The sequence below is a fragment of the Pseudanabaena sp. PCC 7367 genome, assembly GCF_000317065.1.
Taxonomy (GTDB): domain Bacteria; phylum Cyanobacteriota; class Cyanobacteriia; order Pseudanabaenales; family Pseudanabaenaceae; genus Thalassoporum; species Thalassoporum mexicanum.
On record NC_019701.1, the window covers coordinates 1,162,829 to 1,174,705 of the forward strand.

General features: G+C 44.9%; 13 protein-coding genes. 9 read left to right on the top strand and 4 right to left on the bottom strand.

The genetic code is table 11. From position 1 onward, the window contains the following. Positions 1-8 precede the first annotated feature (8 nt). Positions 9-959 (bottom strand): ParA family protein, encoded by a 951-nt coding sequence (locus tag PSE7367_RS04450; protein WP_015164169.1) that lies wholly within the window; start codon positions 957-959, stop codon positions 9-11. A gap of 750 nt (positions 960-1,709) precedes the next feature. Between PSE7367_RS04450 and PSE7367_RS04455 the strand changes: the two genes are divergently transcribed. The 3 genes from PSE7367_RS04455 to PSE7367_RS04465 all read left to right on the top strand — a co-directional run bounded on the left by PSE7367_RS04455 (position 1,710) and on the right by PSE7367_RS04465 (position 2,649). Continuing rightward, the gene (locus PSE7367_RS04455) at positions 1,710-2,087 is read left to right on the top strand and encodes a CsbD family protein (protein WP_015164170.1); all 378 of its coding nucleotides are present in this window, start codon (positions 1,710-1,712) and stop codon (positions 2,085-2,087) included. Between the two features lie 68 nt (positions 2,088-2,155). Continuing rightward, positions 2,156-2,329 carry a DUF1328 family protein gene (locus PSE7367_RS21035; RefSeq protein WP_015164171.1) on the top strand — a complete coding sequence of 58 codons (174 nt, stop codon included), beginning with the start codon at positions 2,156-2,158 and terminating at the stop codon, positions 2,327-2,329. Between the two features lie 137 nt (positions 2,330-2,466). Beyond that, the gene (locus PSE7367_RS04465; protein ID WP_015164172.1) at positions 2,467-2,649 is read left to right on the top strand and encodes a CsbD family protein; all 183 of its coding nucleotides are present in this window, start codon (positions 2,467-2,469) and stop codon (positions 2,647-2,649) included. A 154-nt stretch (positions 2,650-2,803) separates the two neighbouring features. Here the strand turns inward: PSE7367_RS04465 and cphA are convergent, their stop codons facing one another. Together cphA and PSE7367_RS04475 are read right to left on the bottom strand one after the other, a co-directional pair. Beyond that, the gene (cphA, locus tag PSE7367_RS04470; protein ID WP_015164173.1) at positions 2,804-5,479 is read right to left on the bottom strand and encodes a cyanophycin synthetase; all 2,676 of its coding nucleotides are present in this window, start codon (positions 5,477-5,479) and stop codon (positions 2,804-2,806) included. Between the two features lie 987 nt (positions 5,480-6,466). After that, complete coding sequence (locus PSE7367_RS04475) at positions 6,467-7,168, bottom strand: pirin family protein (protein WP_015164174.1); 702 nt, start codon at positions 7,166-7,168, stop codon at positions 6,467-6,469. A 391-nt stretch (positions 7,169-7,559) separates the two neighbouring features. On the opposite strand from PSE7367_RS04475, the gene PSE7367_RS04480 reads away from it, so the two are divergent. Beyond that, positions 7,560-7,940 (top strand): hypothetical protein, encoded by a 381-nt coding sequence (locus PSE7367_RS04480; protein WP_015164175.1) that lies wholly within the window; start codon positions 7,560-7,562, stop codon positions 7,938-7,940. A gap of 20 nt (positions 7,941-7,960) precedes the next feature. Here the strand turns inward: PSE7367_RS04480 and PSE7367_RS04485 are convergent, their stop codons facing one another. Further along, positions 7,961-9,238, bottom strand: a complete 1,278-nt coding sequence (locus tag PSE7367_RS04485; protein ID WP_015164176.1) for a GNAT family N-acetyltransferase — start codon at positions 9,236-9,238, stop codon at positions 7,961-7,963. 319 nt (positions 9,239-9,557) lie between these two features. Here PSE7367_RS04485 and PSE7367_RS21480 point away from each other — a divergent pair, with 319 nt between their 5' ends. The 5 genes from PSE7367_RS21480 (at position 9,558) to PSE7367_RS21045 (ending at position 11,678) form a co-directional block, all read left to right on the top strand. Continuing rightward, positions 9,558-9,989 (top strand): helix-turn-helix domain-containing protein, encoded by a 432-nt coding sequence (locus tag PSE7367_RS21480; protein WP_015163675.1) that lies wholly within the window; start codon positions 9,558-9,560, stop codon positions 9,987-9,989. Continuing rightward, the gene (locus PSE7367_RS21485) at positions 9,986-10,573 is read left to right on the top strand and encodes an IS630 family transposase (RefSeq protein WP_015164177.1); all 588 of its coding nucleotides are present in this window, start codon (positions 9,986-9,988) and stop codon (positions 10,571-10,573) included. The genes PSE7367_RS21480 and PSE7367_RS21485 overlap by 4 nt, the downstream gene beginning before the upstream one ends. Before the next feature lie 248 nt (positions 10,574-10,821). Next, a complete protein-coding gene (gene psbE / locus PSE7367_RS04495) occupies positions 10,822-11,076 on the top strand; it encodes a cytochrome b559 subunit alpha (protein WP_015164178.1) in 255 nt (84 codons plus the stop codon). A 155-nt stretch (positions 11,077-11,231) separates the two neighbouring features. After that, positions 11,232-11,366: a cytochrome b559 subunit beta gene (gene psbF / locus PSE7367_RS04500; protein WP_015164179.1), complete on the top strand. Its 135-nt coding sequence runs from the start codon at positions 11,232-11,234 to the stop codon at positions 11,364-11,366. Between the two features lie 195 nt (positions 11,367-11,561). Further along, complete coding sequence (locus PSE7367_RS21045) at positions 11,562-11,678, top strand: photosystem II reaction center protein L (RefSeq protein WP_015164180.1); 117 nt, start codon at positions 11,562-11,564, stop codon at positions 11,676-11,678. Positions 11,679-11,877: the final 199 nt, after the last annotated feature.

The following is an 11,877-nucleotide window of genomic DNA, read 5'->3' on the forward strand; positions in this document are numbered from 1 at the left end:
CACAGATCCTACTCCAGATCAACCAGGCTCATCTTCGAGGTTTGTTCTTTCATTCCCGTTGAGGTATTCAGCTTTTGCAAAAACTCCTTGGTCAAGTTCATAAATGCCTTTGCACCATTAGAGCCAGGGCTGTCAACCACCACCGGACGATAATTGTCGATCGCCTTGGCAATATCAACATCATTGGGCACACGGGTAGCAAAAATTTGCGCCGCACTATAATCCTCGCTCACCCGCTTGATTACCTGTTTGTAATACCTGCGCATAAACAAGAACCCAGACATACTAAACACGATTCCCAAAAGCTGAATATTCACACTATTAGTGTTTTGATATTTGGTACGCATTCTCTCAATCCGGCGCTCTAGCAACTGAATCCCCACCAAAGAAAGCGGCTCTGGTTTGGCTGGTAGTAAATAATAGTCACTGGCCAACAGGCTGCTGCGGGTAAGCAGGTTATAGCCAGGCGCGCAATCGAGGATTACATAGTCGTAGCTGTTGACGATCGGCGCAAGAATATTTTTTACTAAGTTTTGCTCAAACTCATCCCACACTTGCTCAAAGCTTTTCTCGCCTGCCTCTTTGTTGAGTTCCTGGAGCGCTTGCTTATGCACCGTTTCAGAAACAATATATTCATCGTAGAGATCGATATCCCCTGGCAACAAATCCAAACCCTGCACCTTACACACATGGGGTTGAATAATATTTTGAATTGCAAACCGACGATCGACCGGATGGATCGATTGGCGCACCAGTTGCCGCAGCGTCATTTTTTCCTTGCGTAGTTTGGCAAATTCCGCCGGTGAAATCATGCTTAAGGTGGCGCTGATCTGAGTATCTAGATCCACTACCAGCACCCGTTTACGATGCAGTTTGGCCAAGCAAGTAGCGATATTTACGGTCAGGGTGGTTTTGCCCACACCGCCCTTCATATTTACCGATGCAATAACGTAACCCATTTCTTATCCTGTCCAGGTTGTTACCTAGTATGCCTAATATGCGAGCCAGTTTAATATTGTGGCAAAATACCACATTTTGTGGTCGGATCAGCGCTAAGTAACATTGCTTGATTAGTTTTTATACGGATTTATATTTATACGGACTAATCATGATTATAGTAATTCTGGCGATCGCAAATTCCAGGGGATCAACTACCACAGCCAGAGGAAATTTCATTATTTAACAAAAATTTAGCGATTCACAGTAATTTCAATTTTTAGGAATAGGGTTTAAATCAAGGTTTGAGCAACTAAAGATTGAAAAGTTGTAAGAGTTGTAAGAGTGTGGATTTCTGATCATTACAACTTATCGATTGTTTTTGTTTACTGATTAGTTGAGAGAGAAGTAGTTAGCAAAAGCAAGCGGATAAGAGCTGTTTCACTTAATGACTAGTTAACACACTAGTTGATGGGTCAATCCTAGATGATCCTAGATGTAAGTCCTAAATGTGAGTTTGGAGATCTTAGGGCGATCTGATTAGAAAGAAGCGATCGCTCAGCTATATCTCAGGCACAGCAAATCAGATATAGCAGATGTATTAGTGGATTTAATCTTTACGCTCAAATTAGCTCGAATTAACCACAAACAAGTTACAAGCAGAATGCTAAGCCCAAAGTGTTAAGTTAGGTCTTAGTTGGATAGTTGGCTATGCCTGCTCAGTCTGGTTTGTTTACTGAAAATTGAAATAATTAAAAAGAAAGGTGAATCTTATGTATATTAATATCCGTCGGTTGGCGATCGCCGTGAGACGATCATTCTATACGGCACTAGTTGCCGCCGCATGTGCTTTGGTATTACTTGGCTCTTTTGCGCCAGCCATGGCCAGTAGTTTAAGCAGTTCTGGTGTTGCCGATCAGGTCGAAGGAACTGTCGATCGTGCCGTTGGCAAGGCCAAACAGGATCTTGGCAAGTTGCAAGGCCAAACTGAAGGCATGTTAAATCAGACTGAAGGCGTGGCTGACCAGGTCAAAGGCAAGGTTAAGCAGGACATTGGCAAAACTAAAAATGCAGCTCAAAAAGCCGATGCCCAGGCCAAAGATAGTGCGGAAAGTCTTCTGGATGCCGCAAAGGACTTTATCTCTCGCTAGTTAAACGTGGTAGTCAAGGGGCTTGATTAGATTCTGTCCCTATCTTAGTTTTTTTAGGAGTAGAGTCCATGTTAATGCGCTATGTGCTTGCCTTTCTGATCATTGCGATCGTGGCGGCAGTGCTAGGTTTTGGTGGTATTGCCGCCGGAGCTGCGGAAATCGCCAAAATCATTTTCTACATTTTTATTGTGGTATTTCTGGTCAGCCTGGTCGTCAATTTAATGACTGGCCGCAGAATCTAGCCATTAGAGTTATTGATTAGACTAGGGAGAGGACATGATTAAGTATTTTGGTCTTGATCCTGAGCAATCAGGTTAATTAGATCAATCGCATTTATGTTGTTGATTTCCATTTACTAAAGCAAGTAAGGAGAAAGGTTATGAGTATTGAAGATAGAGCCAAGGCAACCGCCAAAAATATTGAAGGCAAGGTACAAGAGGCGATCGGTGAAGTGACTGGCAACCCGGAAGATAAAGTTGAAGGGAAAGAGAAGCAAGCTGAAGCATCTCTTGAGCATTCGGTGGAGAACGTGAAAGACGACGTCAAAAAAGCGATCGACTAATCATCGGTTGATCTGAGATATTTAGATATTAGATATTAAATACCTCACCTAAAGCACCCGTGACAAATCCATTAAGGAAGCAGGGGTGCTTAATTAATTCTCAAATTCTCAGCTAGTTACAAAGATTAGATATTAGATAGCAATAAGGGACTACCTAAAGCGAAGCGATCGCATTGTTGGACAAAGATTCCGGTGCAGAACCACTAGAACCAGATTCCTCATCACTTTGACGGAGTTCAGGGGGCTGGCGGGATTCAATAATTTCGATCGCCCGTTCCACTTTTTCCGGGAAGATCACAATCAAGGATCCATCCGCCGCCCGATCAAGGGCACTATTAAGCGCTTCCACTTCATCAAGAGTTACTTCGTAGGTAAACTTGGGATTAGTTTCCTTAATCCCTTGCTCAAACAGAGCCGCAACCTCACCTTCATTCCGACCCCGCCGATCGTTATCTTCTTTGATCAAAATGCGATCGAACATTTCTGCCGACAGCTTGCCCAACTCCACAAAATCTTCATCACGCCGATCGCCCGGTGCACCAATTACACCAATTCGATCGCCATTCCAGGTATTAATAAAATCAGCGATCGCCTTATATCCGGCTGGATTGTGGGCATAATCGAGCAACACATGGAATCTGCCCAGATTAAATAAATTCATCCGCCCTGGCGTTTGCTTGGCCGAAGCCACAAAGCTATTGAGGGCATCTCGAATCACTTCAATTTGCACCCCTTGCACAAAGGCAGCGAGGCTGGCAGCCAGGGCATTTTGAATCATAAATGGGGTGCGGCCACCGAGGGTAATCGGTACATTCACCGCCTGTTCGATCCGCAGCGTCCAATCGCCCTTGAGGATCGAGAGATAACCATTTTCATATACTGCAGCCAAACCACCCTGCTCGGTGTGCTCCTTAACGATCGGGTTTTCTGGGTCCATCGAGAAGTAAGCCACCTGCGCCCTCAGGTCTTTGGCCATCGCTGAAACAAGGGGATCATCAGCATTCAGCACCGCATAGCCACTGGGCACAACGGCTTTGGCCACCACACTTTTGAGATCGGCCAGATCCTCTACGGTTTCAATATCACCAATACCCAGATGATCGGCCTGAACATTTAGCACCATACCCACATCGCAGCCATCAAACCCTAAGCCCGATCGCAAAATGCCACCCCTGGCGGTTTCCAGGACAGCCACTTCCACGGTGGGATCGCGTAAAATCACTTGAGCACTATAAGGGCCAGTGGTATCGCCTTTCTCCACCAGCCAATCGCCCACATAAATGCCATCGGTGGTGGTATAGCCAACGGTTTGCTGAGTTTGCTTGAAAATATGCGCCGTCAATCGGGTGGTGGTAGTTTTGCCGTTAGTGCCAGTAATTGAAATAATCGGAATCCGCGCAGGCGCACCGTTGGCAAACAGCATATCGATCACAGGTTCGGCCACATTACGGGGAATGCCAATACTGGGTGAAGTGTGCATCCTGAATCCCGGCGCTGCGTTTACTTCCACAATCACGCCATCGGTGGCTCGCAGTGGCTGAGTAATATCCGAGGTGACAATATCAATACCAGCAATATCCAAGCCGACAATCTGGGCGACCCGTTGCGCCAACCAGACATTTTCAGGATGAATATCATCGGTGCGATCGACCGCGATCCCACCAGTGCTTAGATTAGCCGTTGCCCGCAAATAGCACGTCTGCCCTGCCTTGGGGATCGTATCTAGGTCATAACCCTGGCGCTGCAACACATCATAGCTGGTGCTGTTGAGTTCAATTTTGGTGAGCACATTATCGTGCCCTTCACCACGGCGGGAATCTTGATTAGTAATCTCAATTAGCTCCGCAATGGTTGCTTTACCATCACCGATCACATGGGCAGGCACCCGTTCAGATACAGCCACTAGCTTGCTATTTACCACCAACACCCGATGATCGCGGCCAGGATGATAGCGTTCGATAATTACTTCATTGGAAACTTCCTGAGCCAAATCAAAGGCATCTTCGGCGGCAATGTAGGTACGCACATCGATCGAAATACCCCGGCCATGATTACCGTTGAGCGGCTTGACCACGATCGGGAAGCCCCCCACATCGGCGATCGCATCATCTAAATATTTAATTGAGCTGATCACCGTACCGCGCGGCACTGGCACTCCGGAATCGCGCAAAATTCGCTTAGTGCCTTCTTTATCGCAGGCCAGTTCTACCCCTAGCAAACTACTGCGATTGCTCAGGGTAGCTTGAATCCGCTTTTGATGCACCCCAAATCCCAATTGCAACATCGCTCTGGTGCCCAATTCAATGTAGGGAATATTTCTGGCTCTCGCCTCAGCTACGATCGATTCGGTGCTAGGGCCAAGCTGCGCATCCAGTCGTAGATCGGTTAGATCAACTAAATCCTGTTTCAGCTCCTCGTCCGGGTAAACTCCATCTTCAATCATGCTTTGGCAAAGCCGCACCGCCGCTCTGGCAGCATAGCGACCAGCCAGTTCATGGACATATTCGAGCACCACCAGAAACACATTGCGCTCCACCGTGGGACGGTGATTGCTATATTCAACCGGCATCCCTGCCAACCGCTGCAATTCCAATGCAATATGCTGCACTAGCTCAGCCGCCACAATATTTTCGCCCTCGGCTACCGATCGCCCTAGGGCAGAATCCTTGAGGCTTGGCAACACATCAGCACAGATATTGTCATAAAGCTCGAGCACATCCTCGCGGTAGACCAGTGCATCCTCTAGATCCAGTCTGATCACGACCAACTTATGTCGATCGATGCTCCAACGATTTGGCCCACGCAAAGTTTGGATTTTGAGGATCTTCATAGTCAAGCACTCTTCCCATTACCAGAATATTTACTTACCCAGCTTTCAATTTTATCGAGGCTGAGATAATGATTTTGTGACATGTGAGACTGTTGAGTCGTTTTCTTAGTGCTGGTAAGCACTCTTAGCGGCTATGATTCATCACGCTTGCTTAAATATAGCGCTATCACGGTCAGCTTTCACTTGTTCTTTGCTCAGCAGTTTGAGGATTTAAACTAAACTTTTGCGATGCGTTAAATCCAGGGAATTGATTTTAATTCAGGAAATCGATTCTGTTGCCACAAATTTATAGTTTTTGGTGAGTGGAGTTAGCCAACAGTTACAGCTTCAACCAGGTCGATCGGCTCCTAAACATTGCAGTAATATCACTGCAATATTACTACCTACTATTTTTGTTCGAACCTAGCTCAGAGCCCAGAAACATTCTCTCATCACCATTGGCCTAGGTTGGCAAGAACCATTGCAGTACAAATACTAATTGCTAGGTGGTTAAAATCAATCCCCGATTACCTTAATATAGCGCGAGCCCGATCGATCGCGTTAATCATAAATCTATTATTACTATTGATTTAAGCTCTTTTACTAGGTCTATACTAGGTCTAGCAAACTGGTGGGTGATTACGATCAGTCTTCTAGCAACTCCTGGTAAAAATAGTCAAATAGAAGCAAGTCTTAGCTAAGAAAAAATCCAAACGCCCGAATCGATCGAACGCTTGGACTTAAGTCCTAGGTTTTACAATGCATAGCAAAGTTAATGGCAGCAGCAGGATCACAAATTTTGGATCTGCTCAAACTGCTCAAACTGCTCAAACGAGCTAGATCATTAAACTAAGCCACTTAGATGTTTAGATGCTCAGATAGTTAGATGCTCAGATAACTAGTGCATCTTCAAAAGACTGCTTTTGCATGAATACCTTTAGATCAAAGTATTCAAGTAGATCAAAGCATTCAAGTCTCTACTTGCACAACATCTCGCTTGAAATAGCACTAGGCAAGATCGAAGATCAAAAACTCCACTTCATCTTGGCCAGCAATTTCTAAATCACCAGCTTCGCTCACCGCCACGCCATCACCTTCACGGAGTGGTTGACCGTTCAAGGTGGCGCTGCCACGGGCGATCTGCACCCAGGCATGGCGATCGGGCTTGACAGTATGCATAACCTTAGCGCCGGGTTCCAGGACTGAGGCATAGATACTAGTGTTCTGGTTGATCGTCAGTGAATTATCCCTGCCATCGGGCGAGACGATCAAACGCAATTGATTTAGCTTATCGGCGCGACTAAACCCTTTTTGTACATAACCTGGCTTAATGCCTCGATCCTGCGGATAGATCCAAATTTGCAGAAAATGGACTGGGTCTGTGATCGATGCATTATATTCGCTGTGAACTATGCCAGTGCCTGCACTCATCCGCTGCACATCACCGGGCTGCATAACCTCACCATTGCCCATGCTGTCTTTGTGCTCAAGCGCCCCATCGAGTACATAAGTAACTATTTCCATATCGCGGTGGCCGTGGGCACCAAAACCCATTCCGCCTTTAACCCGATCTTGATTAATTACCCTTAAGTCCCGAAAGCCCATATGTGCCGGGTCCATGTAATTAGCAAAGGAGAAGGTGTGATATGAATCTAACCAGCCATGATTGGCATGTCCTCTTTCTGCGGATTTACGGATCGCTACGGTCATCTTTCTTGCTCCTTCAAATTCAGGTTTACTATGCTTTGTGCTTTGGTTTAGCGCCAATTAATTGGCTGTTGCGAATTGGACTAGCACTAAAAAACAACTAAATGAAACGATCGAGGCTGGCAAATAGAGATTGATGAATCGCTCTAACTATCTCTTTTGCTATACAGTATTTTAAGGGGGTATTATATGTAAGTAAAGTATGCACCTTTTAGTAAGGTATAGCTTTTAAAGAAAGTTAGTATCAAAAAAGGTATTTAATTACATTTAAGTAACTATTATTAATCTCCTTGTATTGATCTCCTTGCTCCCCTGATTAAGATGATTAAGATTGGTATGACTGCGTAACAGATCAATTAACAGCTTAATCAATCGATTTATGGAGTAATTCAACATGACCGATCCAGCTACTTCATCCGATCGCCCTCAAGAAAATGGTGCAGCCATTGCCACAGAAAACTCGATCGCCCCTGATCACTCCACTGAATCCAGCGATCTTGCCTCTGAATCTCCTGGATTGAGCCCAGAATTAAACCTAGAATTAAACCCAGAGAATCAACGATCGCCAACGGTGGCTTGGATTGCGATCACCCTAACTGTGATTTTTGGCGTTACTTTGCTGGGTTGCTTTTGTGTATTTACGGTAGCGATCTTTAACCCGCATGTTGATCGCATGATGGTCAAAGATCTTACGATCACTCTTTTAAACCCGGTTATGATCCTGGCCACCTTTGCAGTGGGCTTTTATCTTGGCTCGAAGACAAGGGATCACTAAATCTATCGCTAATCCCTGGCTTAAAAGCGAACCGTGTTATAGAGCGGGATCGCGGGGAACCAGGCTGTAATTAGATCGCGCACGGCTGGGTTGTTGATTCTCACCCATCCTTTATGTTCTAGCGCTTTGATGGGTAAAGTGCCATAGACCAACGCCGAGATCCCCTCGATCGATGCAATCACATCTGCTGCTGCTATATCCTTTATGTCCTTGGCTAAGCGATCGCACCGCAATCGCCCCTGATCTGCCCAAATTTGATAAATTCCCTGATTCCAATCACAAAATTGATCACTAACTTCGATCGTCAGCTTGCCAGCCATAGATGCCGGTAGATTTGCGATCGCCCCCACCACATCGATCACCCTCACCATATAAGGATTACGGCTAATTTCTACTTGCAGCGGCGTGGGTACATCGCCAAACCAGGGCTGAAAATTTGTCCCAAGCGGTAAATTGAGCTTGACGGAAAAAACTTGCTCACGGTGACGGGCAATGAAGCTAAACAGCATATCCCTGGCGGCCAAATCCGACCAGTACAGATCAGGGATATTGATCAAGCGCTGCTCGTTAGTAGCCCGAAAATCGCTATTGATTTCATAATGCGCCGCTGCCACCAATTCTCCCGCATGACGAATTAAAATACATTGGCGTTTTTGCAACCGCGATCGCCATTGGGGTGCTGGCATTTCTGAGGGGATAATAAGGCCATGATGCTGTTTAGGGGCAACCTTGATCATAAAATCCAAAAATTCAGGCCATGACTCACTGGCCTTGACCCGTTGCCATTGCCAATTATGCTCTAAATTCTCTAAATCATTTGGATTTCCAGACTGCTCCAACTTTTTACCTTGTTCTAAATAGGGCAAAAACGCCGCGATCGGCAAAGTAACTTCTAAGTTGGCATTGGTCACCACATAGCCAAACTTGCCATAGAAACTGGGCTTAAAGGGAATCAGCATACTCGCCACCTGCCCTGCCCTATGCATTTGCGCAAAAGCTACCTGGAGCAATCGCCGCACCACCCCCCGATTGCGATGTTCAGGATAGACCCACACGCCACCGATCCCACCGATCGGCCTAACTTCACCACGGATCGATTGGTGGAAATCATGTACCCGCAATGATGCGCCGATTTTGTTGTCAATAATAGCGGCCAGAATCTCATCCGGCTCGACGATCGCTAAACTTGCTGGTTCAACCGGATTTGGTAGCAGGTCTTCTTGCCATTCATAAAAAGCATAGTCATAGCCGTCCAGTATTTGGCTACGCTCAGCGGCGGTGATTTTCCTGATTTCCATAGCTGCCCAATCAATATCAATATGTGCGAATATTTGCCCTCATCATTCTGCCCCGATCGCCCCAGATCTATTCGATCGATCTGGATTATTATTTCGCACAGACATAACAACAGACATAACAACAGACATAATAGGCGTGACGGCTCTAGCCGATCGATCTTTGATATCTCTATTCTTGATATCTCTATTTTTGGCATTTTTGGCATCAGAGCCCACCGAATTTGCCCCATGGCAGACAGCCCTAACCCATTCACTTCAATTCAATAGCAATTCCAGATGATTATAGAGAATAATAGAGGGTAGTATATGTTGAGAAGATATGCCCCTAGAAGAATTTATCGCCAGTAACCCAGACCCGCGCGAGATGAAACGCGCATTAGCAGTACAAATGCGTCTTAAGGAGATGAAACACCATGAAATTCAACCAATCCTAGGCGTGAGTTCAAACTATATCAGCCGCTGGGAGAGAAAGTATAGAGAGCAAGGCATAGCAGGTTTGAGGCTAGGCCATAAAGGCAGTGCGGGCTTTTTGAGTAAGGTAGAGCGTCAGGCGGTAGTTGAATGGATCGCTCAAGAAAGGCAACGTACAGTATCTGAAGTAGTTGAACATATAGCCCAGAACTATGGAGTGATATACCGTTCGGTGCAAAGCTATTACGATTTGCTCAAAAGTGCTGGCATGAGTTGGCATAAGGGGAGAAAAAAAGCCCCAGGTATGATGCATCTGTGGTGCACGAGCATAACCAAATGATTAACAATTGGCTTAAGTCTCATCAACCAGAGATTCAAAACGGACAGATAAGGGTATTTGCACTAGATGAGTGCCATACTCGAGCAGGTGATATTTGTGGGTATGGCTGGGGAGACCGTCAACAGCGGCTGGAGGTCAAAGTTGATAACTACCGAGATAGCCAGACTTATTTTGGCGCCTTAGATTGTCTGAATGGAGATTTAATCTTACAGTCCTATCAAAGTGCTAATAGCTCCTCGACAATTGAATTTGTAAAGCATTTGCACGATATCAGTGCTGGTGCCAAGATATTGCTAGTGTGGGATGGCGCTAGTTATCACCGCTCCCAAGCGTTTCGTGATTTCCTGACCCAAATCAATCAAGGACAGGACTGGCAAATACATTGTCTGCGCTTTGCTCCTTATGCACCGGCAGAGAACCCGATTGAAAATATCTGGGGACAAGCCAAACAGGTGTTACGCCAGATGCATCAATTTTGTCGTTCCTTCAAGCTAACCAAGAAACTATTTGAGCTATTTTTGAGGTACAGATTATTTACATTGCCTGATTTAAGTACCTATAGCGCTTTCTCTAATATCATTTAAGATTGCTAAAGAAACGATGACGGCATTTGAATATATTTTAATTACGGTTTTAAATTGCATTTTTTAATTCAAGAATTTGGCCAGACTAATAACGATTTTTGCACCCACGCTAAGTTAGAATGGGCAGTGGTTCCTTTGCTTGGAGCTAGTAGTAACAAAATCCAGCCCAAAAGGGGTTAGTTGCTACAATAATAAAAAGTTGTTTAAGATTTGTAGATATCAAGATTTAAGATTAGAGAGGACTACTCATGGCAGGTACAACGGGTGAAAGACCTTTTGGTGACATCATTACCAGTGTTCGTTACTGGATTATTCATAGCTTGACGATTCCGGCTTTGTTTATTGCTGGTTGGCTGTTTGTCAGTACTGGTCTGGCCTATGATGTTTTTGGCACCCCCAGACCAAACGAATACTACACCCTCGATCGCTCCGATGCACCAGTATTGCTGGATCGCTTTAATGCGATCGATGATATTGAAGATTTTAATGACTCGCTTAATTAATTAAATAAGCACTGCAGCTCCTTGCTGGACTGTTGGCAATGTCTTAAGACATGTTTAGATTTGCATTTAAATGCTTGTGTAAATTTGCAAATGTAAAGTTAAGCGCAAAAAAACTGTTAAACGTAAAAATTGTTAAGCATAAAAATTTCTAGATTATGACAAACAGTAACCCCAATCAACCAGTTGAATATCCCGTGTTTACTGTGCGCTGGTTGTCAATTCATGCCCTCGGCGTACCCACAGTCTTTTTCCTTGGTGCGATCGCGGCAATGCAATTTATTAGCCGTTAAATTGTTGTTGAATTAAGTCAGCAGGTTACTCAATCATTGAGTTAAGCATTGAGGCTTTTCTGCTGCTATGGGCGTTTTGAGGTTGCTTCATGCCTCCTCATTGGTGCTCATTTAATCTTTAAACACTCAATCAAACCTGAAGCAGTTTTCCTACTACTTGCTACTTTTTAAAAACAAAATTAAGAGGGACTAATAATGCCTGAGAAAAATCCGAACTCCCAGCCAGTAGAACTTAATCGCACATCCCTATATCTTGGGTTGCTGCTCATTTTTGTAACTGCTTTGCTATTTGCCAGTTATTTCATCAACTAATAATCAATTACTATTACTAATAAATACTAATAAATTAAGTAGTTGGTTAGGTCTGAATCAGGCAAGATCCCAATGATCCTGGGCAGAAATCAGGTTTGACCACATTCCTAGGATCTAGAACAATTAATTTTTAGTTGGGATGATTAAGCGATCGATCGGCCAGGAACTTTCCCTTGGGTGTCGGTCATTTTCTGGCTGT